General features: G+C 60.6%; 20 protein-coding genes. 8 read left to right on the forward strand and 12 right to left on the reverse strand.

Going from position 1 to position 21,642, the window contains the following annotated elements:
* Positions 1-83: 83 nt before the first annotated feature.
* On the forward strand, positions 84-755 hold the full coding sequence (gene rpiA / locus TU73_RS23475) for a ribose-5-phosphate isomerase RpiA (RefSeq protein ID WP_032878877.1): 672 nt from the start codon (positions 84-86) through the stop codon (positions 753-755).
* Between the two features lie 335 nt (positions 756-1,090).
* Positions 1,091-3,037, forward strand: coding sequence for an autotransporter domain-containing protein (locus tag TU73_RS23480; RefSeq protein ID WP_057014212.1), 1,947 nt, complete (start codon positions 1,091-1,093; stop codon positions 3,035-3,037).
* Here TU73_RS23480 and TU73_RS23485 read toward each other — a convergent pair whose 3' ends face one another.
* The 4 genes from TU73_RS23485 to TU73_RS23500 all read right to left on the reverse strand — a co-directional run bounded on the left by TU73_RS23485 (position 3,038) and on the right by TU73_RS23500 (position 7,327).
* The gene (locus tag TU73_RS23485; protein WP_043046998.1) at positions 3,038-3,946 is read right to left on the reverse strand and encodes an SdiA-regulated domain-containing protein; all 909 of its coding nucleotides are present in this window, start codon (positions 3,944-3,946) and stop codon (positions 3,038-3,040) included.
* Positions 3,947-4,067: 121 nt separating this feature from the next.
* Positions 4,068-4,994 (reverse strand): SdiA-regulated domain-containing protein, encoded by a 927-nt coding sequence (locus tag TU73_RS23490; protein ID WP_057014213.1) that lies wholly within the window; start codon positions 4,992-4,994, stop codon positions 4,068-4,070.
* Between the two features lie 250 nt (positions 4,995-5,244).
* Positions 5,245-5,910 carry a fumarylacetoacetate hydrolase family protein gene (locus TU73_RS23495; RefSeq protein WP_057014214.1) on the reverse strand — a complete coding sequence of 222 codons (666 nt, stop codon included), beginning with the start codon at positions 5,908-5,910 and terminating at the stop codon, positions 5,245-5,247.
* Between the two features lie 22 nt (positions 5,911-5,932).
* Complete coding sequence (locus tag TU73_RS23500) at positions 5,933-7,327, reverse strand: FAD-binding oxidoreductase (protein WP_043046995.1); 1,395 nt, start codon at positions 7,325-7,327, stop codon at positions 5,933-5,935.
* A gap of 205 nt (positions 7,328-7,532) precedes the next feature.
* Between TU73_RS23500 and serA the strand changes: the two genes are divergently transcribed.
* Positions 7,533-8,762, forward strand: coding sequence for a phosphoglycerate dehydrogenase (gene serA, locus TU73_RS23505; protein WP_057014215.1), 1,230 nt, complete (start codon positions 7,533-7,535; stop codon positions 8,760-8,762).
* A 63-nt stretch (positions 8,763-8,825) separates the two neighbouring features.
* Here serA and TU73_RS23510 read toward each other — a convergent pair whose 3' ends face one another.
* A complete protein-coding gene (locus TU73_RS23510) occupies positions 8,826-9,266 on the reverse strand; it encodes a DUF4399 domain-containing protein (RefSeq protein WP_046069985.1) in 441 nt (146 codons plus the stop codon).
* Positions 9,267-9,400: 134 nt separating this feature from the next.
* Here TU73_RS23510 and TU73_RS23515 point away from each other — a divergent pair, with 134 nt between their 5' ends.
* Entirely contained in the window at positions 9,401-9,895 is a 495-nt protein-coding gene (locus TU73_RS23515) for a transporter substrate-binding domain-containing protein (protein ID WP_057014216.1), read from the forward strand.
* 32 nt (positions 9,896-9,927) lie between these two features.
* Here the strand turns inward: TU73_RS23515 and TU73_RS23520 are convergent, their stop codons facing one another.
* Positions 9,928-10,560 (reverse strand): 2OG-Fe(II) oxygenase, encoded by a 633-nt coding sequence (locus TU73_RS23520; RefSeq protein WP_057014217.1) that lies wholly within the window; start codon positions 10,558-10,560, stop codon positions 9,928-9,930.
* Between the two features lie 131 nt (positions 10,561-10,691).
* Here TU73_RS23520 and TU73_RS23525 point away from each other — a divergent pair, with 131 nt between their 5' ends.
* Positions 10,692-11,444 carry a DUF2059 domain-containing protein gene (locus TU73_RS23525; protein ID WP_057014218.1) on the forward strand — a complete coding sequence of 251 codons (753 nt, stop codon included), beginning with the start codon at positions 10,692-10,694 and terminating at the stop codon, positions 11,442-11,444.
* Positions 11,445-11,530: 86 nt separating this feature from the next.
* Here the strand turns inward: TU73_RS23525 and bipL are convergent, their stop codons facing one another.
* Positions 11,531-12,472, reverse strand: coding sequence for a phospholipase BipL (gene bipL, locus TU73_RS23530; RefSeq protein ID WP_057014231.1), 942 nt, complete (start codon positions 12,470-12,472; stop codon positions 11,531-11,533).
* A gap of 99 nt (positions 12,473-12,571) precedes the next feature.
* Between bipL and TU73_RS23535 the strand changes: the two genes are divergently transcribed.
* Together TU73_RS23535 and TU73_RS23540 are read left to right on the forward strand one after the other, a co-directional pair.
* Complete coding sequence (locus TU73_RS23535) at positions 12,572-13,147, forward strand: DUF6436 domain-containing protein (RefSeq protein ID WP_057014219.1); 576 nt, start codon at positions 12,572-12,574, stop codon at positions 13,145-13,147.
* A gap of 25 nt (positions 13,148-13,172) precedes the next feature.
* Positions 13,173-15,527: a penicillin acylase family protein gene (locus tag TU73_RS23540; protein WP_057014220.1), complete on the forward strand. Its 2,355-nt coding sequence runs from the start codon at positions 13,173-13,175 to the stop codon at positions 15,525-15,527.
* A 9-nt stretch (positions 15,528-15,536) separates the two neighbouring features.
* On the opposite strand, the gene TU73_RS23545 is transcribed toward TU73_RS23540, so the two are convergent.
* Positions 15,537-16,502: a GlxA family transcriptional regulator gene (locus tag TU73_RS23545; RefSeq protein WP_057014221.1), complete on the reverse strand. Its 966-nt coding sequence runs from the start codon at positions 16,500-16,502 to the stop codon at positions 15,537-15,539.
* A gap of 248 nt (positions 16,503-16,750) precedes the next feature.
* On the opposite strand from TU73_RS23545, the gene TU73_RS23550 reads away from it, so the two are divergent.
* Positions 16,751-17,392, forward strand: a complete 642-nt coding sequence (locus TU73_RS23550; protein WP_057014222.1) for an HD domain-containing protein — start codon at positions 16,751-16,753, stop codon at positions 17,390-17,392.
* Between the two features lie 129 nt (positions 17,393-17,521).
* Here the strand turns inward: TU73_RS23550 and TU73_RS23555 are convergent, their stop codons facing one another.
* The 4 genes from TU73_RS23555 to TU73_RS23570 all read right to left on the reverse strand — a co-directional run bounded on the left by TU73_RS23555 (position 17,522) and on the right by TU73_RS23570 (position 21,622).
* On the reverse strand, positions 17,522-18,406 hold the full coding sequence (locus tag TU73_RS23555; protein ID WP_003195236.1) for an ABC transporter permease subunit: 885 nt from the start codon (positions 18,404-18,406) through the stop codon (positions 17,522-17,524).
* On the reverse strand, positions 18,403-19,323 hold the full coding sequence (locus TU73_RS23560; protein ID WP_057014223.1) for an ABC transporter permease subunit: 921 nt from the start codon (positions 19,321-19,323) through the stop codon (positions 18,403-18,405). Before TU73_RS23560 ends, TU73_RS23555 begins: the two co-directional genes overlap by 4 nt.
* Complete coding sequence (locus tag TU73_RS23565) at positions 19,320-20,462, reverse strand: ABC transporter ATP-binding protein (RefSeq protein WP_003176776.1); 1,143 nt, start codon at positions 20,460-20,462, stop codon at positions 19,320-19,322. The genes TU73_RS23560 and TU73_RS23565 overlap by 4 nt, the downstream gene beginning before the upstream one ends.
* Positions 20,463-20,527: 65 nt before the next feature.
* Positions 20,528-21,622 (reverse strand): polyamine ABC transporter substrate-binding protein, encoded by a 1,095-nt coding sequence (locus TU73_RS23570; protein ID WP_057014224.1) that lies wholly within the window; start codon positions 21,620-21,622, stop codon positions 20,528-20,530.
* Positions 21,623-21,642 lie beyond the last annotated feature (20 nt).

The following is a 21,642-nucleotide window of genomic DNA, read 5'->3' on the forward strand; positions in this document are numbered from 1 at the left end:
TGGCCGGGCGACCACACGAATCCCGAGGTTTTGTTGGGTTATACTCGCCGCCCTCGATAATTCCCCGCCGTTCCGGAGCCCGCATGACCCAGGATCAACTCAAACAGGCAGTGGCCCAGGCCGCTGTCGATTTAATCCTTCCTAAACTCGACGACAAGAGCATCGTCGGTGTCGGCACCGGTTCCACCGCCAACTGCTTTATCGACGCACTGGCCCAGCACAAGGGCGCGTTCGATGGCGCAGTCGCCAGCTCCGAAGCCACCGCCGCACGCCTGAAAGGCCATGGCATTCCGGTGTACGAGCTCAACACCGTGAGCGACCTGGAGTTCTACGTCGATGGCGCCGATGAAAGCGACGAACACCTGAACCTGATCAAGGGCGGCGGCGCAGCCCTGACCCGCGAGAAAATTGTCGCGGCCGTGGCCAAGACCTTCATCTGCATCGCCGATGCCAGCAAGCTGGTGCCGGTGCTCGGCGCCTTCCCGTTGCCGGTGGAAGTCATCCCCATGGCCCGCAGCCATGTGGCCCGCGAACTGGTGAAGTTGGGCGGCGACCCGGTGTACCGCGAAGGGGTGTTGACCGACAACGGCAACATCATCATCGATGTGTTCAATATGCAGATCACCAACCCCGTGGAGTTGGAGACGCAGATCAACGCCATCGTGGGTGTAGTCACCAACGGCCTGTTCGCGGCGCGCCCGGCCGATGTGTTGCTGCTGGGCACCCCGGAAGGCGTGAAAACCCTAAAGGCCTGACCCTGTGGGAGCCGGGCTTGCCCGCGATGCAGACGACTCGGTGTATCAATGGATACCGAGGCGATGCCATCGCAGGCAAGCCAGCTCCCACATTTGTTAGGCGCTCGGCTCTAGAGCGATGTAACAAAAACGCTACTTTTCGCAGCACTCCTCGCCAAAACCGTGCGCTCGGTCACGGCACGCCAAGTCCCGCCTGGTATCCAATCCGTTACAAATTACAGCCACGCGACCCACGCGTTTAACAATGCGCCAATTTGCAGCCGCCCACGGAATGAGGCGCGCATTGTGCAAAGGGTCTGGGCTTTGAACATTCCCATCACCTCAAGGAAGACCTTGTGATAAAGCCCCTAGCCCTCGCCATCAGCGTTGCCGGTGCCCTGCTGTCCGCGCAAGCCCAGGCCTACGATTACGGCCAGCACGCCAACACCACCCTGGAAAAACTGATCAATGACTACCCCGGTCGTTATCGCGGTACGACCAATTTTGCCGGCGCTGCGGGTTGGATGCAGAGCCAGATGGGCACGGCCTATTCCATCAGCCGTCAGGACTTCACTTGGAACAACGGCAGCCGCGCTTCGCAAAATGTGGTGGCCTACGCCGCCGGCACCAAGCCGCAGTACGTGGTGATCGGCGCGCATTTCGATACCTATTTTGGTCGCCCGGCCCTGCAAGGCCTGGACGACAATGGCTCCGGTGCCAGCGTGTTGACCGAGGTCGCCAAGAACCTCGGCGGCCTGCAACTGGAAAATGGCCTGCAAATAGTCGGCTTCGGCGCCGAAGAAGAAGGCTTACGTGGCTCCCGCGCCTTTGTCGACTCGCTCAGCGCCAGCCATCGCGCCAATATGCTGGCGATGATCAACCTCGACAGCTTGATCACCGGCGACATGATGTACGCCCACGCCGGTCAGAACAGCACCGCCAACCCGGCCTTGGCGTCATTGCGTGAGCACACGTTCCAGATCGCCAAGGAGTTGAACATCCCGCTGTTCGCCAACCCCGGCCTGGACCCGCAATACCCTCAGGGCACTGGCTGTTGCAGCGATGGCGAGGCGTTTGAACCGCTGAACATCCCGATCCTTTATGTCGAGGCCACCAACTGGGAACTGGGTGACCTGGACGGCTACACCCAGACCGACAACCCGAAAATCCCCGGTGGCTCGACCTGGCACGACCCGAACGAAGACAACAAAGCCGTGCTCACCGATGCCTTCGGCCAGGCGCGCATCGACCAGCGCCTGCGTGACTATTCACGCCTGCTCAGCCGCCTGGTGCTGGAGTTGACCAACGCCGACCTGATGGCCTCAACGGCGTCCGGCGGTGCAGTCGCACGCAATATGCAAGACAACCTGCAGCGTCAGCATCAGGCCATGGTGCGCTTGCATGATCGCCGCTGGCTGACCCTGCAGGCCGCCAGCCGGGAGGTCGGCAGCTTTGATGGCGAAATCGGCGTGGATGGCGAATACAACCCGGACAGTGGCTTCGACAGCGCCCCCAATCCCGAAGCCCGGCGTCTGGGCCTGCATGCCCTAGGCGACTATCAACTGACCTCGAGCCTGAATATCGGCGCCAGCCTGAGCTACCTCAATGGCCGCGACAAACTCGAGCATCGCGGCAAACTGGACAGTGACACCTGGCAGGCAGCCGCCTATGCACTGCTCAACGATGGCGGGCCAAGCTGGCTGGCCGGCGACCTGAGCGTCGGCCACACGCGCTTGGACTCCAGGCGCAACCTGGTCATCCAGGCCAATGGCGGGCCGATCCTGCTCAATCAGCAACTGAGCGGCGAGACCGACGCTCTGGCATTGGGCGCACGGGTTCTGGGCGGCTATGACTTTGACTTCGGCACCTTGAAGAGCGGGCCGTTCGCCGGTCTGGACTATACCCATTACCGCATCGACAAATTTCACGAAAAACAGAACCTGCGCACGGCCCTGGAGTACGAAGAACAGTCTTTCGGCTCCCTGGAAGCCAGCCTCGGCTGGCGCGTGCGTGGCGCGGTCGCCCTGCCCTACGGCCTGAGCCTGCTGCCTTATGGCGACATCGCCTGGGTCAAGGAATTGGCCGACGGTCGCCTCGACGACCTGCAACTGAGCGCACGTGCCGATGGCCAGGCGCGCACCGCCAGGCTCGGTTCAGTGGACAAGAGCTTCGGCCGGGCGCAGATCGGCAGCCAATTGGCGATCACCCCGGAATTGGGCGTGTATGCCGAGGTCAATAGCCGCCTGGGGCATGCCGAAGGCAGCCAGACCGGTTATTCACTGGGCGTGCAATGGATGTTCTGATCAGGGTTTCTTGAACACGTAGAACAGGTTCGGCTCGCTGACCATGTACAAGGTGCCGTCATCATCCATGGCAATCCCTTCGGCCTGGGGCACGCGCTTGCTCAGGCCATGACGCCCTTTAAGCAGCGACAGACTGCTTAAAGGGCGACCGTCGATATCCAGTTCCAGCACCAGGAATGATTCATCCGATAGCGCCAGCAGATGGCCGCTGCGCTCGTCGTATTGCAGGCTCGACAGGTCGCGCACAAACAACCCGGCATCGCGCTTGGGGTTGTTGATCACATGCACCGAGTAGGTTTTTTCCGGCTTGAAATGGGGAAATCCGTGGACCTCGTAGATCAGCATCGGGTCGCGTTCCTTGGCCACGAACAGGCGCTTGCCTACCGAGTCGTAGGCCAACCCTTCAAAACCCTTGTTGCCGCCAATGTGTACGCCGAGGGTCATTTGCTCGGCATCGGCGGCATCGAGAAATTGCGTGTCATCGTCCACATGCACCTTTATCAGCCGCTGCTGGCGCTCATCGCTGATGACATAGATGTTGTCGCTGATAAATTCCACCGCCTCGGCATCGCCAAAGCCCACCAGGGGGATGCGCCGCAGGATTTTGCCGTCCAGGGACAGCTCCACCAGCTCGGCGTTTTTATTGGTGACGGTAAACAGGCTTTTGCGCACCGGGTCGTAGGTCAGGGCCGAGACGTCGTCGTCGAGCCCTTCGATCACCTGGCCTTCGACGATGACGCGATAGTCCGCCAGGCCAATCGCGCGCTCATCGGCGGGCTGGCGCCACACCTGCCAGTTGAACCAGGCACGCTCGAATAGGCGAAACTGCTGCGCCACGACCCCGGCGGCAACCAGGGCAAGCAACAGCAGGATGAAGAAAGCAGGTTTGGGACGGGCAAGTCGACGCATTGGGCAATGCTCAGAAGAAAAACTGGCGAATAGATATCAAGGTCGCCTGAATTTAAACTTAAACGCACCGAACTGTCTGGCGAATGCCGTTTATAAAGAAAAGTCTGACGTAATTTGTCAGTTATTTCTGCTTTTCAAAACGATAGAACAGGTTTGGCTCACTGACCATGTACAGGTTGCCGCTCTCGTCCATGGTCACCCCTTCGGCGCGGGGGATGGTGTCTTTCAGGCCATTGAAGCCACCGAGCAAGGTCATGAAGCTGACTTGCTCGCCTTTCTCGTCCAATTCCAGCAACAGATGGGAGTCGGCTGACAGCGCCAATAAGTGCCCGGTACGGGGATCGATCTCCAGCGCCGAGAGGTTGCGCATGTCCAGTTCGCTACTGGCCAGCTTGGCCTTGCTGCCAGTCAGGCGTTGGCTGCCATCGCTTTTCCAGGTGAACAGCGCCGGCGGGCGCTCTTCGCCCAGTACGAGTTGCTGGTTGCGCTTGTCCCAGGTAATGGCTTCAAAGGCTTTGTTCTGGTCTGCGGACGGGCCAAGGTCATAACTGGGGAAGTCAGCCTTGTTCAACGCGGTGGTAGCGGCGTCGACCCTGACAATGGTCAGGCTGTGCTGACGCTCATCGACCACCGCCATCAGGCCGTTTTCCATCACCGTCAGGCCTTCCGGATTGTTCCAGCCGTTGAGCGGCATCTTGCGCAGCACATCGCCTTGCAGGCTCAGCTCGACGAGGAACGGGTTCTTGCCCATGACGGAAAACAAGGTTTTGGTCTGGGGGTTGTAGGACAGGTCCGAAGCCTCATCCTTCTCCATACCGGGCAGCAACTTGGCATCGATGACCACGTGATAATCCGGGAGCCACACACTCTCCTGGCGTTCGGCCGGGCTCTCGAAGCGCTCCAGCACCCACAACACACCGCGATCGTCCCAATGCATGGCCCAGGCAACCCCATACAGAATGGCACCGGCCAGAAACACCCAGGAATACCAGCGCATGGACAAGCGGGAGCGAAGCGAAGGTTTCGAAGTGGGCAGAGGCACGGCCATTGAGCGCTTTTCCGGAAAGTCAGCTGTAGGGGATAGCACAGGATTCAAGGACCCGCGCGCAAGAGCAGGGAATTATCCGGATGGTGTGTGAAAAAAATGCAAAACGCCGGATCTTGCAGAGGTACACGGCCAACTGTGGGAGCGGGCTTGCCCGCGATGCAGGCACCTCGGTATGTCAGTCACACCGCAGTGATGCTATCGCAGGCAAGCCAGCTCCCACACAAGCCCGCTCCCACAGCTTGGCAGTGATTTAGCGCACGACGCTTTCGAAGCGATTGACACCCGCCAGCTCCAACACCACTTCATCCCCCACATTCAACGGGCCAACACCCGCCGGGGTGCCGGTCAGGATCACGTCGCCCGCCTGCAGGGAGAAGCAACCCGCCATGTACTGAATCATCGGCACAATCGGGTTGAGCATCTGCGCGCTGTTGCCGTCCTGGCGTACTTCGCCGTTGATGCTCAGGCGGATGCCGATATCGGTCAGATCCTCAAAGGTACTGCTGACCACGAAAGGTGCAAGCACCGCCGCGCCATCGAAGGACTTGGCGATTTCCCACGGCAGGCCCTTGGCTTTGAGCTCAGCCTGCTTGTCGCGCAAGGTCAGGTCCAGGGCCGGGGCGAAGCCGGAGATGGCGTCCAGTACTTCTTCACGGCTCGGTTTGGTCGACAATGGCTTACCGATCAACACGGCGATTTCCGCTTCGTAGTGCACCGAACCGCGCTCGGTTGGAATATTGAAACCGCCTTCCAGCGACACCACGCAACTGCCCGGCTTGATGAACAGCAGGGGTTCGGTCGGCACCGGGTTGTCCAGTTCCTTGGCGTGTTCGGCGTAATTGCGCCCAATGCAGACCACTTTACCCACAGGGAAGTGGATATTGGTGCCGTCGACATACTTGTGCTGGTAGCTCATGGAACGACTCCTCAAGGTGCAGTTAAACAGCGAAGATCTTGCCGGGGTTCATGATCCCGTTCGGGTCGAACACGGCTTTCACCGCCTTCATGTACTCGATTTCAACCGGCGAGCGGCTGTAGGTCAGGTAATCGCGCTTGGTCATGCCCACCCCGTGTTCGGCGGAGATCGAACCGTTGTACTTCTCGACGGTTTCGAACACCCACTTATTCACGGTGGCGCACTTGGCGAAGAACTCATCCTTGCTCAGGTTTTCCGGCTTGAGGATGTTCAAGTGCAGGTTGCCGTCGCCGATATGGCCGAACCAGACGATTTCGAAGTCCGGGTAGTGTTCACCGACTATCGCGTCAATTTCACTCAGGAACGCCGGCACTTTGGAGACCGTGACCGAGATGTCGTTCTTGTACGGCGTCCAGTGGGAAATGGTCTCGGAGATATACTCGCGCAGTTTCCACAGGTTGTGCAGTTGGGTTTCGCTCTGGCTCATCACGCCGTCCAGCACCCAGCCCTGCTCGACGCAATGCTCAAAGGTTTCCAGGGCGTGGTTGGCGACTTCTTCGGTGGTGGCTTCGAATTCCAGCAGCGCGTAGAACGGGCACTCGGTTTCGAACGGCGCCGGCACATCGCCGCGACCGAGGACTTTAGCCAGGGCCTTGTCGGAAAAGAACTCGAAGGCCGTCAGGTCCAGCTTGCTCTGGAACGCATGCAGCACCGGCATGATCGAGTCGAAGTCAGTGGTGCCGAGCACCATGGCGGTAAGGTTCTTCGGTGCACGGTCCAGGCGCATGGTGGCTTCGACCACAAAGCCCAGGGTGCCCTCGGCGCCGATGAACAGCTGACGCATGTCGTAGCCGGTGGCGTTCTTGATCAGGTCGCGATTCAACTCCAGCACATCGCCCTTGCCGGTGACCACCTTCATGCCGGCGACCCAGTTGCGGGTCATGCCGTAGCGAATCACCTTGATCCCGCCGGCATTGGTGCCGATATTGCCGCCAATCTGGCTGGAACCGGACGATGCAAAATCCACCGGGTAGTACAGGCCGTTTTCTTCGGCGACGTTCTGCAGTTGCTTGGTGACCACCCCCGGTTGGCACACCGCAGTGCGGTCGGTGAGGTTCACATTGAGGATCTGGTTCATGTAGTCGAACGACACCACCACTTCGCCATTGGCCGCCACCGCCGCCGCCGACAGGCCGGTACGACCGCCGGACGGCACCAGTGCCACCTTGTGCGTATTGGCCCAACGCACGATGGCCTGCACTTGCTCGGTGGTCTTGGGGAACACGATGGCGCTGGGCGCGGGTGCGAAGTGCTTGGTCCAATCCTTGCCGTAAGCCTCCAGGGAGTCTGCATCGGTCAGCACTTTGCCGGGCTCAACCAGGGTCTTTAGCTCATCAATCAGGGCAGGATGGGTCATCGACAGAACTCTCGAACAATTCATGGTCATCCTGAGAACGCTTCACGTCGCAGGAATAGGTGTTTAGCGGGGTGCGTATGCTAGCATACCGCCCCCGCAGGACAGACCCAAAGGGCGTTTCTGCGGTGACGGCTTTCCTGCCGTCCGGGTCAGCTTAAGCGATCCGATTCCCTGCCATTTTTCTCCGGGATACAGGTTTACGCAGATGAGCAAGACTTCTCTCGATAAGAGCAAGATCAAGTTCCTTCTTCTGGAAGGCGTCCACCCATCGGCTGTCGACGTTCTGAAAGCCGCCGGGTACACCAGCATTGAGTACATCACCAGTTCACTGCCGGAAGCCCAGCTCAAGGAAAAGATCGCCGACGCGCACTTTATCGGCATTCGCTCCCGCACTCAGCTGACCGAAGAGATCTTCGACCACGCCAAGAAACTCGTGGCTGTCGGCTGTTTCTGCATCGGCACCAACCAGGTTGACCTCAACGCAGCGCGCGAGCGCGGCATCGCGGTGTTCAACGCGCCGTACTCCAACACCCGTTCCGTGGCGGAGCTGGTGTTGGCCGAGGCTATCCTGTTGCTGCGCGGTATCCCCGAGAAGAACGCTTCCTGTCACCGTGGCGGCTGGATCAAGAGCGCGGCCAACTCCTTCGAGATCCGCGGCAAAAAGCTGGGTATCGTCGGTTACGGTTCGATCGGCACGCAACTGTCGGTCCTGGCCGAAGGCTTGGGGATGCAGGTGTTCTTCTACGACACCCTGACCAAGCTGCCATTGGGTAATGCCACCCAGGTGTCGAGCCTGACCGAGCTGTTGGGCATGTCCGACATCGTCACCCTGCACGTTCCGGAAACCGCTGAGACCCAGTGGATGATCGGCGAGAAGGAAATCCGCGCGATCAAGAAAGGCGGGATCCTGATCAACGCTGCACGTGGCACCGTGGTCAAGCTGGACGCCCTGGCCGAGGCGATCAAGGACAAGCACCTGATCGGCGCCGCCATCGACGTGTTCCCGGTGGAGCCGCGCTCCAACGACGACATCTTCGAAAGCCCGTTGCGTGGCCTGGACAACGTGATCCTGACCCCGCACATCGGTGGTTCCACCGCTGAAGCCCAAGCCAACATCGGCCTGGAAGTCTCGGAAAAGCTGGTCAAGTACAGCGACAACGGCACCTCGGTATCGTCGGTCAACTTCCCCGAAGTGGCCCTGCCGGCTCACCCGGGCAAGCACCGCCTGCTGCACATCCACCAGAACATTCCGGGCGTGATGATGGAGATCAACAAGGTCTTCGCGGAAAACGGCATCAACATCTCCGGTCAGTTCCTGCAGACCAACGAGAAGGTTGGCTACGTGGTCATCGATGTCGACGCCGAGTATTCGGACCTGGCGCAAGAGAAGCTGCAGCACATCAACGGCACTATCCGTAGCCGCGTATTGTTCTAAGGTTTCAACTGCACCACGAAAAAGGGAGCCCCATGGGGCTCCCTTTTTTCATCTGAACACATCTTACTTAACGTTAACCGTGATCACTTTAGAGGCTACAGTCGGGTTGAACTGCATGTGCAGTTTGTCGCCGGCCACCAGCTGCAAGGTGTGCTTGCCTGGGGTGAGGGTCACTTCAGTCTCGGTCTGGGCCTTGCCGTAATGGATCACAGTGTCGGTGGCCGGGATCGGCAGTTTCGCATCCGGCAGTTCTTTCTGGTCGATCAGCAGATGGTGGTGGCCGGTGCCTGGCGCCTGGTCGGTCGCCGGGGCCAGTTTCAGGCCTTCCATGCCGAATTTCACGGTGAAGGTTTTATCGACGGTGGCGCCATCTTTCGGCGAGACGATAAACACCTTGGCACCTTCCGGTGGAGCGCTACGCGGGATACCGTCGGCGGCTGTGGCCAACATCGAAGCACCCAGCAACAGGCTGGCCAGGGTGGCGCGGGATAAAAGGGCTTTCATTCGCTTCTCCAGTTTTTCGGTGAAATCTGTGGGGTTATGACAACTTCGCGACAAATTGCTGTCCAAGGCACTCGACACCATAGCAAAGCGATGCTGAACGGCGTCTCGCCCGTACGAATTCTTTAGGAGTGACCATGCGCTTTTCGCCTGGCCTGTTACTTTTGCTTCCCCTGCTGAGCCCCTTGGCTCACGCCGAACTGATCGACGACGTCAATGATCGCGGTGAACTGCGCATCGCCCTGGAAGCCAACACCGCGCCCTATAACTTCAAGGACGGCGACAAACTCACCGGCTTTGAAGTGGAACTGGGTGAGCAACTGGCCAAGGAAATGGACGTACGCCCGTCTTTTATCACCACCGACGACAGCGACCTGTTGTCAGGTGTGGAAACCGGCAAGTACGACGTGGCTATAAACCATATCGCTATGACTGCCGAACTCAAGGATCGGTTCGATTTCAGCAAGGCTTATCGCGAGAAGCCGGACCTTGTGATCCCATTCCAGAAAGGCAACCCGGCGTTCAAGAGCAGCCTGGACATGGCCCTGGAGCGGGTTGAGGCGGATGGCCGCTTGAAGGCGCTGGTGCAGAAGTGGTTTGAAAGCAGTGCACCGATAGTCAAGACACAGTAGGTCATAAGGCTCTGTAGATGGGGGCAGCCTGCTCAGAACGGCTCGTTACCCCGTCGGCGAAACCAGCCGGTCAACGACAGGCGCTCTCGAGTGGCCGGCAGGACTTCGTGGGGCACTTCGCCCGACAGGAACACCACCAGGCAACCGCCAACGGGCACCACGTCGTATTCAACGCCGCCCTTGAGGTACATGCGCAACTGGCCACCGTGTTCGGGCAACCAGGCGTCGTTCAAGTAGACCACCGCCGAGACCATGCGCCGGTCATCATCGCGAAAACGGTCCACATGCTTAAGGTAAAAGGCCCCGGGCGGGTACATTGCGAAGTGGCTTTCGAAATCTTCCAGGCCCAGGAACAGGCTGCGGTTCATCGCCAGGCGCAGGCCGTCCATCACCGCCATATAGGTGTCGCAGACCGCCGCGTCACCTTCTTCCAGCCACTGGATATGGTCACCGCGAATGCCCTCGCGAATCTCCTGGGCCGGCCCGCGCCCCACCGCTGCCGGTGCCAGTTCACCTTCAGCCGCACGTTTATGGCACTCAGCAGCGAGTTCCAGGGTCAGAGCCTGGGGCAGGAAGCCATTCTGCTGAGACCAGCCTTTTTCGGCCAGGTCGTCGACGATGCGTTGCAGCAGCGGGTGATCGAGGGGTATTTGCATGGCGCGCATAGTATCCATACGCCTGTGAATCCGACAGAGCCGCTGAGCGTCTGAATACACTTTAGTCAGGTGACTGATAGGACTTCTCGACAAATCCTACGCCCGACACGGACAATAGTGGCCGACTGACAGGAGTCCATATGCGTCGTTTGTTATTTTCCGTGTTGATGCTCTGCGTTTTGCCCGCGTGGGCAGACGGCTATGACCAGTTATACAAGGTCGCCGGCTGGGCCGAACAACGTGCGCATTTCAATGACGCCCTCAGCGCCGCCCAGCAACGCTATCGCAATAGTCTGCCGCCAGCGGTGTACCAGGCGCTGGTGGACAACAGCAATAAGCGCTTTGCCGCCCAGGCCATGGACCAGCGTGCCGAGGCGCAACTGCGCAAGCACTTGCCCGACCCGAAACCGGCCCTGGAATTTTTCCAATCGCCCCTGGGGCGCAAGATTGTCGCCGCCGAATTGCTGGCTACCCGCCGCGACCAGTTGGCGAAGAACGCCCAGGGCCTGCCGAAAATCCAGGCCGAAGCCACCCGCAACCTGATCATCGGCCACCTGGCCCAGGCGCTGCCTGCTCGTGAAGCCGGGGCGGAAGTCAGCCTGGCGATTGCCGGCGTGGCGGCCGACAGCTTGAGCCAGATGATCCCCGGCCTGCTTGGCGGTGGCCAGGCACAAGGGATGTTGAATGGGCAGCGCGAGCGGCTGATGCAGCAGATCGACAAGGATTTGAACAACACCTTGCTGTATGTGTACCGGGATCTGTCCGACCCGGAGCTGGAAGAATTCGCCACCTTTGCCGAGTCGCCGCAGGGCAAGGCGTATTACCAGGCTGCCCTTGCAGCCATTCGCGCAGGGCTTGCCGTTGGTCAAAGCACCTCAAGCCTGACGCAGTAAACCCTGTGGGAGCTGGCTTGCCTGCGATTGCGACCTGTCAGTTACACCGCTATCGCAGGCAAGCCAGCTCCCACATTTGGATTGCGTTATTTCAGGTGGCTTGTGAGAAAACTGAAGTACTCATTACGAATCTGCGGAATCTCATTGGCCAAGTGATGCCGACCCCGCTTGAGCATCAACACCTCGGGCCGGTCGAACTTCCCCCGCAGCACCTGCAAATTGTGTTGCCAATCCACCGTCATATCTTCCTCACCCTGCACTATCACCGGTCGCCGTGGGCTGCGTGGCGCGGCTTCGATGCGTTTGATCCAGCGCGCTAGCGCCCCCACCCAGGCGGTGGGCAATTGGCGGGGCTGAAGCGGATCGGCTTCAAGGAACGGCTTGAACTCAGGATCGTTGGAGTTATCGCTGAAACGCCGGGCGATGCCTTTGACGAACGGGCGCAGCAGGTAATAGCTGACCTGGGACCAACCCCAGGCCCGCGGCCGTACCAGTGGCGATAACAAAAAGGTCTTGCCCTGGGCCGGGCTGTCGGCACCGTGGTTGAGCAGGTGATCCACCACAATGGCGCCGCCGGTGCTCTGCCCGAACAGGTGCCAGGGCTGGGGCAATTGCAAGGCCTTGGCCTCGGCGAACAGCCCCTGCACCACCCGCTGGTATACCGCAAACTCATCGATGCTGGCGCGGGGACCGCTGGACAAACCGTGGCCCGGCAGGTCGCAGGCAATCACCACGAAGCCCTGATCCAATGCCCAGTCCACCACGTGGCGGTACAGTCCCATGTGGTCATAGAAGCCGTGGAACATGAACATCGTCGCCACCGGCGCAGGCGGCCACCACACCTGGGCCACCACTTCGAACCCGTCCACTTCAAAACGCCCCAGGCGACTCACGGCCGGCACCTTGCGGGCGGCCAGGTCGAGCCCATAGAAACGTTGGTAGACCCGCGCTTCGGCGCTGAGCGGTTGCGCGTCCACCAACGGCCGCAAGCTTTCGCGCAGATGATCAGGGTCAAAGGTAACGGGCATAAAGGCTTCCAGACTGGCGGTGAAGATGAATATCGAGCTGCGATATTCATCTGTCAGGACAAGCATGGCAAGCTACGCGACCTGCGAGGATACCTCTGAATGCGACCGCCCTACCGTAATGCCCTGTTCGCCAGTCTGATCCTGGTTATCTGCTCCGGTGTGCTGTGGGCCGCGTATGACTGGTTCCAAAGCCGCTACTTGCGCACCTTCAGCGAGCACACGGCGGTGTTCTCCGGCGATGCGCTGCAACTGCCTGCCGCCCTCAGTGGCCCTGGCCCGATTCGCCTGGTGCACTTCTGGGACCCGGCCTGCCCGTGCAATGTCGGCAACCAGCAACACCTGGGCGAGCTGATCGAGCAGTACGGGCCCCAAGGAGTGGAGTTCTATGCCCTGCAAAAACCCGGCAGCCACGGCCAGTTGCCCGACAACCTGCGCCACATGAAAGTCATCGACGCCCTGCCCGGCGCCGACCGGATACCCGCCAGCCCTGCAGTGGGGATTTGGGACCGCACAGGCAAGCTGGCCTATTTCGGCCCCTACAGCGAGGGGCTGACCTGCAACGCCAGCAACAGTTTTATCGAGCCGATTCTCAAGGCCCTTGGAACCGGACGCGAAGTGAATGCCACTCACACCCTCGCGGTAGGCTGCTATTGTTCGTGGCCTAAGGATCTGTAGCCGTCCACTTTGGTAAGGAATGTTCATGAAGCGCGTCTTGCGGGTTTTCGCGGTGCTGATAGTGCTGGTCGCCCTGGGCGCCGGTTGGTACCTCTACAGCAAGCAACCCACGCGCCAGGGCACGGTAACCCTGGCCCACCTGCAAGGCTCGGTCACGGTGCGCTACGACGATCGTGGCGTGCCGCATATCCGCGCCGAGAACGAAGCCGACCTGTACCGCGCCCTGGGCTATGTGCATGCCCAGGACCGCCTGTTCCAGATGGAGATCATGCGGCGCCTGGCCCGGGGCGAGCTGGCCGAAGCGCTGGGGCCGAAGCTGCTCGAGACCGATAAGCTGTTCCGCAGCCTGCGTATTCGCGAACGCGCCTCGAGCTACGCCGCGCACATGGACCCTGACTCAGCCTCCTCGAAAGCCCTGCAGGCCTACCTGGACGGGATCAACCAATATCAGGCCAGCCATGCCAGCCCCATGGAGTTCGATGTGCTGGGCATCCCCAAGCGCCCGTTTACCGCCGAAGACAGCATCAGCGTTGCCGGGTACATGGCCTACAGCTTTGCCGCAGCCTTTCGTACCGAACCGGTGCTGACCTACGTGCGCGACCGGTTGGGCAGCGACTACTTGAAAGTCTTCGACCTCGACTGGCAACCCAAGGGCGCCCTCAACCTGGCGAACGGCGACTGGAACACCCTCGGCGCTATCGCCGCCCTGAGCGAACAGGCCCTGGCCGACAACGGCCTGCCGCAGTTCGAGGGCAGCAATGCCTGGGCCGTCAGCGGCAGCCACACCCGTAGCGGCAAACCCCTGCTGGCGGGCGACCCCCATATCCGTTTCTCGGTGCCGTCGGTGTGGTACGAGGCGCAACTGTCAGCGCCCGGTTTTGAGTTGTATGGCTATCACAACGCGCTGGTGCCGGTGGCGTTCCTGGGGCACAACATGGAGTTTGGCTGGAGCCTGACCATGTTCCAGAACGACGACCTCGACCTGGTCGCCGAGAAGGTCAACCCGGACAACCCCAACCAGGTCTGGTATCACGGCCAATGGGTCGACATGACCAGCAGCGAGCAGCAGATCCAGGTCAAGGGCCAGGCGCCGGTGCCCCTCATCCTGCGCCGCTCGCCCCACGGTCCGATCATCAATGACGTGCTCGGCGAGAACGCCGGCAGCACGCCGATTGCCATGTGGTGGGCGTTCCTCGACAGCGAGAACCCGATCCTCGAAGGCTTCTACCAGCTCAACCGCGCCGATACCCTGGCCAAGGCACGTGCCGCTGCGGCCAAGGTCTCGGCACCGGGCCTCAACATCATATGGGCCAATGCCAAGGGCGATATCGGCTGGTGGGCGGCGGCGCAGTTGCCGATGCGCCCGGCGGGGGTCAACCCGGCGTTCATCCTCGATGGCAGTACCGCCCAGGCCGACAAGCTGGGCTTCTACCCCTTCAGTGCCAACCCCCAGGAAGAAAACCCGCCGCGTGGTTATGTGGTGTCGGCCAATGCGCAGCCGGCCTCCCCTACCGGCATGGAAATTCCCGGCTATTACAACTTGGCCGACCGTGGCCAGCAGCTGAACGCGCAATTGAGCGACAAGAGCGTGAAGTGGGATGTGACCAACAGCCAGGCCCTGCAACTGGGCACCACCACCGCCTATGGCCCGCGCCTGCTGGCGCCGTTGTTGCCGGTGCTGCGGGAAGTGGTCAAGGACCCGGCAGAGTTGAAGCTGGTGGAACAACTGGCCAACTGGAAAGGCGATTACCCGCTGGACTCCACCAGCGCCACGCTGTTCAACCAGTTGCTGTTCAACCTCGCCGACGCGACCTTCCACCCGAAACTGGGCGACACGCTGTTCAAGACCCTGCTCGGCACCCGTGTGATCGACGCCGCCTTGCCACGCCTGGCCGCATCGGCAGACTCACCCTGGTGGAACGGCAATCGGGCCGACACCGTCAAGCTCGCCTGGGACAACAGCCTGGCCCACCTCAAGGCTACGTTCGGCGATGACCCGGCGCAGTGGCAGTGGGGCAAGGCGCACATCTTGACCCACGGCCATCCGCTGGGCCTGCAAAAACCCCTGGATAAAATCTTCAACGTCGGCCCGTTCCCGGCACCGGGCAGCCACGAAGTGCCGAACAACCAGACCGCCCCGATTGGCCCGGCACCTTGGCCGGTGACTTATGGGCCGTCAACGCGACGCCTGATCGACTTCGCCGACCCGACCCACGCCCTCACCATCAACCCGGTGGGGCAAAGCGGTGTGCCCTTTGATACGCACTATGGCGACCAGGCGCAGAGCTATATCGAGGGCAGGTATGAGCAGGCGCATTTCAATGACGAGGAAGTGACGGCGAATACCCGCGGTATCCTCAAGCTGCTACCTGCCAGATAGACATGATCGCTACACGGGTGCGGCAAAATTAATCCTGAACTGTTGCGGCGTGACGCCCAGCCGGCGGTTGAACACACTGCGCATGTGCTGGGCGTCGCGAAAGCCGCATTGATAGGCAACAGTTTTAAGCGGTGCGTGGCTGCTTTCAAGCATCACCCGCGCCGCATCCACTCGCGCGCGCTCGACAAATTCCGCTGGCGTAATCCGCGCTTCTCGGGCGAACACCCGGGAGAAATTGCGCGCACTCATATTGGCGGCCTTGGCCAAGTCGGCGATGGTCAAGTCTCCCGTCAAATTGGCCAGCACGTACAGTTGCACCAGCGCCACCGCCGAGGTGGTTTCGGCATGGGGCGTGAGGAACGGGCTGAACTGCGATTGCCCGCCCGAGCGTTGGGTGAACACCACCAGGCGCTTGGCCACGCTCAGGGCCACTTCCGGACCGTGATCCTGGGCCAGCAAGTACAACGACAGGTCGATACCTGCCGTGACCCCGGCGGAGGTGTAGAGCTTGCCGTCCTGTACATAGAGACGGTCGGCTTCGACCCGGGCCGAGGGGCACAGGCGTGCCAGGCTGGCGGCATCGTTCCAATGGGTAGTGACGGTCTTGCCGTCCAGCAGACCTGCACGGGCCAGCATGAAGGCGCCATTGCAGATCGAGCCAAAACGCTGCGCCTTCGCGGCGGCCGCGCGCAGCCAGGCGTCAAACTCAGGGCCGAAATCTTCGAAGGGTAACTGCGGGCCACCGGCGACCAGCAACAGGTCGTAGGGTTGCCGGGCTTCGCTGTAGTGCTTGTGGGCCTGCAATGACAAACCGTTGGAGGCCGCCATGGCGCCGTGGCCGAAGCCGAGTACTTCCAGCCGATAGTGATCCTCGGGCGCCAGGAAGCGGTTGGCCTCGCAGAACACATCCATCGGCCCGGTCACGTCCAGCGACTGGACACCGGGGAAGATCAGGATGGCGACGGTTTTGCCCATGTTCACAAACACCTTTTTCCAACTGGATAAACACGCCCCCCTTGTGGGAGCTGGCTTGCCTGCGATGCAGACGACTCGGTACCTCAGGTACACCGAGGTGATGCTATCGCAGGCAAGCCAGCTCCCACAGGGGATCGCCTACATGCTTGGCACGATGTGGCGGCACATTGGCCGGGATCGCCTCCCTGTGGCGATAGCCGCTTCAGGGTCATGGGACCAGACTGGAATCTTTCCAGAGGAGATCCACCATGCGCACCACCATAGCCGGTATCCAGATCCCTGACAGCGCCTTGGCCAAGGCCACCACCGAATACATCCGCGACGTCGAATCGGACCTGCTCTACCACCATTCGCGTCGCGTCTTCCTGTTCGGCGCCTTGAGCGGTGAGCGCAATCAACTGGCCTACAACCCGGAGCTGCTGTACGTAGGCGCAATGTTCCATGACCTGGGCCTGGTGGAAGGCCATCGCAGTGACAACGAGCGCTTCGAAGTGGACGGCGCCAACGCCGCCGCCGCGTTCCTCAAACCTTATGGGTTGAGCGATGACGATATCGAACAAGTGTGGCTGTCCATCGCCCTGCACACCACGCCGGGCGTGCCGAAACACCTGCGCCCCACCGTAGCGCTGGTGACCGCCGGTGTGGAGATGGACGTGCTGGGCATGGACTACGCCGCGTTCAGCAGCGCGCAGCGCGAAGCGGTAGTGCATGCGCATCCACGGGGAGAAGGGTTCAAGGAGTGCATCATCTGCGCGTTTGCCGATGGCTTGCGCCACCGCCCGCAAACCACGTTTGGCAATGTTAAGACCGATGTGCTGGCGGACCAGGAGCCTGGGTTCAAGCCGAAGAATTTTGTCGAGGTGATTCGCACGTCGCCGTGGGCGATGTAATCAACCTGAAATGCAATCAAATGTGGGAGCTGGCTTGCCTGCGATGACGGTGGGTCAGCACCTTATAAGTGACTGATACACCGCCATCGCAGGCAAGCCAGCTCCCACACTTTTACCCTGTTCCGGCAGTTAGACCGGTGCTGGCGCCCGGCGCTTGTCCGGCTGTTGCCAGCCATCCGCTGCGGCTTCTTCAATCGCTTGCTGAATGGCCTTCTTGCGATGCTCTTCGGCCCGGCGGCTGAAGAACCACACCAGGAAGGTCACCAGCGATACCGCCAACAGAATCAGGCTCGCCACGGCGTTGATTTCAGGCTTGACCCCCAGGCGCACCGCCGAGAACACTTCCATCGGCAAGGTGGTCGAGCCCGGGCCCGACACGAAGCTGGCCAGTACCAGGTCATCCAGGGACAACGCGAAGGACATCATGCCGCCCGCCGCCAGCGACGGCGCGATCATCGGGATGGTGATCAGGAAGAACACCTTCCACGGCCGTGCGCCCAGGTCCATAGCCGCCTCTTCAATCGACAGGTCCAGCTCACGCAGGCGCGCCGACACCACCACCGCCACATACGCCGCACAGAAGGTGGTGTGGGCGATCCAGATGGTGACGATGCCACGCTCCTGGGGCCAGCCGATCATCTGCGCCATGGCCACGAACAGCAGCAACAGTGACAGACCGGTGATCACTTCGGGCATCACCAACGGTGCCGTCACCAGGCCACCGAACAGCGTGCGGCCCTTGAACTGGCTGATGCGCGTCAGCACAAAGGCCGCCAGGGTACCCAACGCCACCGCCGCCACCGCCGTGTAGCAGGCGATTTCCAGGGAGCGGGCCACCGAGCCCATCAACTGGGTGTTGTCCAGCAGGCCCACGTACCACTTGATCGACCAACCGCCCCACACCGTCACCAGCTTGGATTCGTTGAACGAATAGATCACCAGGATCAACATCGGCAGGTAGATAAACAACAAGCCTGCGACCAGCATGAAGCTGGAGAAACGAAAGCGCTTCATATCTTGCCCTCCAGCTCTTTGGCCTGGCTGCGGTTGAACAGGATGATCGGCACGATCAGGATCGCCAGCATCACCACCGCCAGGGCAGAAGCCACCGGCCAGTCACGGTTGTTGAAAAATTCCTGCCACAACACTTTACCGATCATCAGGGTTTCCGGGCCGCCGAGCAGCTCAGGAATCACAAACTCGCCCACCACCGGAATGAAGACCAGCATGCAGCCGGCGATGATGCCGTTCTTGGACAGCGGCACGGTGATTTTCCAGAAGCTGTTGAAGGTGCTCGACCCCAGGTCGGAGGCGGCTTCCAGCAGGCTCTGGTCGTGCTTAACCAGGTTGGCGTACAGCGGCAGGATCATGAACGGCAGGTACGAATAGACCACGCCGATGTACACCGCGATGTTGGTGTTGAGGATCTGCAGCGGCTCGTTGATCAAGCCCATGGACATCAGGAAGCCATTGAGCAAGCCGTTGTTGCTGAGGATGCCCATCCACGCATACACCCGGATCAGGATCGCGGTCCAGGTCGGCATCATGATCAGCAACACCAGCACCGTTTGCATTTCCTTGCGCGCGGTGGCGATGGCGTAGGCCATCGGGTAGCCGATCAGCAGGCACAGCAGCGTGCTGAAAAACGCCATCTTCAGCGAGCCCAGATAGGCGGCGATATATAGCTCATCGCCCGCCAGCAAGCTGTAGTTGGCCAGGTTCAGCACCACTTGCAGCTTCTGCTCAACGTAGGTGTAGATCTCGGTATAGGGTGGGATCGCCACATCGGCTTCGGCAAAGCTGATTTTCAATACGATGAAAAACGGCAGTGCGAAAAACAGGAACAGCCAGAGGAAGGGAATCCCGATGACCACCTGCTTGCCGCTGGGCACGATACGATCCAAGCGCCGCTTGAATTTCTTCATGTTCATGAGCGAAGTACCACGCCGCTGTCGTCTTCCCACCACACGTACACCTGATCACCCCAGGTGGGGCGCTGACCACGGCGTTCGGCGTTGGCGACGAAGGACTGCACCAGCTTGCCGCTCGGCAGCTCCACGTAGAACACCGAGTGGCCGCCCAGGTAGGCGATGTCATGGACCTTGCCGCTGGACCAGTTGTGCTCGCAGGTCGGCATTTCGGTGGTCACCAGCAGCTTTTCCGGGCGGATGGCGTAGGTCACTGATTTGTCTTCCACCGCGGTGGCGATGCCGTAGCCCACGTAGATGTCGCGGTCCAGGTCCGGGCACTTGAGCACCGCGTGGCCTTCGGCGTCGTCCACCACTTGGGTGTCGAAGATGTTGACGTTGCCGATGAACTCGCACACCAGGCGGCTGGTAGGGGTTTCATAGATGTCGATGGGGCTGCCGATCTGGGCGATCCAGCCCAGGTGCATGATCGCGATACGCTCGGCCATGGTCATGGCCTCTTCCTGGTCGTGGGTCACCATCACGCAGGTCACGCCGACGCGCTCGATGATTTCCACCAGCTCCAGTTGCATCTGCGAACGCAGCTTCTTGTCCAACGCACCCATGGGCTCATCGAGCAGCAGCAGTTTCGGGCGCTTGGCCAGGGAGCGGGCCAGGGCCACACGCTGGCGCTGGCCACCGGACAACTGGTGCGGCTTGCGTTTGGCGTACTGGCTCATCTGCACCAGCTTGAGCATCTCGGCCACGCGGGCGTCGACTTCGGCCTTGGGGATCTTGTCCTGCTGCAGGCCAAACGCGATGTTCTGCGCCACGGTCATGTGCGGGAACAAGGCGTAGGACTGGAACATCATGTTGATTGGCCGCTCGTAGGGCGGCATGTCGGTGATGTCCACACCGTCGAGGTAGATGCGACCTTCGGTCGGGCGCTCGAAACCTGCGAGCATGCGCAGCAAGGTGGATTTGCCCGAACCCGAACCGCCGAGCAAGGCGAAGATCTCGCCTTTCTTGATTTCCAGGGACACATCGTCCACGGCAATCGTCTCGTCGAACTTCTTCGTGACCCGGTCGATTTTGACCAGCACCTTTTTCGGTGTCTGGTCGCCCTCGAGGGCTTTCTTATAGGCGCCGGAGGCAACTGCCATTTACGAAACTCCCAAAAAAACTGTGCAGCCGGCCCAATGCGGGCCAGCCTTGGATAGTTTTAGCTTTACTTGCCCGTCTTGACCTTGGTCCAGCTACGGGTCATTAAACGCTGCACTTTCGGGGGTAGCTCAAAGTTGACGAATGTCCGCTCGAGAACCGCCTGCGGTGGGTAAACCGCTGCGTCGGTGCGTATCGATTGCTCCATCAGTTTGTCCGCCCCTGGGTTAGGGTTGGCGTAACCGACTTGATCGCTGACCTGAGCGATCACCTCAGGCTGCAGCAAATAGTTGATGAAGGCGTGGGCTTCCTTGACGTTGCTGGCATCTTTGGGAATCGCCAGCACGTCAAACCACAGGTTGCCGCCTTCTTTCGGGATCGCGTAGGCGATGTTCACGCCTTTGCCTGCCTCAGCGGCACGGGCCTTGGCCTGGAACACATCGCCGGAGAAGCCGGCGGCCACGCAGATATTGCCGTTGGCCAAGTCCGAGATGTATTTGGAGGAGTGGAAGTAGGCCACGTAGGGCCGCACTTTCAGCAGTTTTTCCTCGGCTTTCTTGTAGTCGGCCGGGTTGGTGCTGTTAGGGTCCAGGCCCATGTAGTTGAGTACTGCGGGCAGCATTTCATCGGCCGAGTCCATGAACGACACGCCGCAAGTGGCGAGCTTCTTCATGTTTTGCGGCTCGAACAGCACTGCCCAGGAGTCGATATGGTCGACGCCCAGCACTTGCTTGACCTTGTCGACGTTGTAGCCAATGCCGTTGGTGCCCCACAGGTACGGCACCGCGTACTGGTTGCCCGGGTCATTCTTTTCCAGGCGCTTGAGCAGTACCGGGTCGAGGTTGGCGTAGTTCGTCAGCAGTGACTTGTCGAGCTTCTGGAACGCCCCGGCCTTGATCTGCTTGCCGAGAAAATGGTTGGACGGCACCACCACATCGTAGCCGGTACGCCCGGCGAGCAACTTGCCTTCCAGGGTTTCGTTGGAGTCAAACACGTCATACACGGGTTTGATGCCGCTGGCCTTTTCGAAGTTGGCCAGGGTGTCGGGGCCGATGTAGTCCGACCAGTTATAAATATGCACCGTCGGTGCGGCCTGCACGCTGGCAACCAGCGTGATACCTGCACCCACCAGCATGGCTTTGCGAAATAAAGAAATTGGCAAGTGGAGGTCCTCTTAAATAG

This window comes from Pseudomonas libanensis, assembly GCF_001439685.1.
GTDB classification, from domain to species: Bacteria; Pseudomonadota; Gammaproteobacteria; order Pseudomonadales; family Pseudomonadaceae; genus Aquipseudomonas; species Aquipseudomonas libanensis.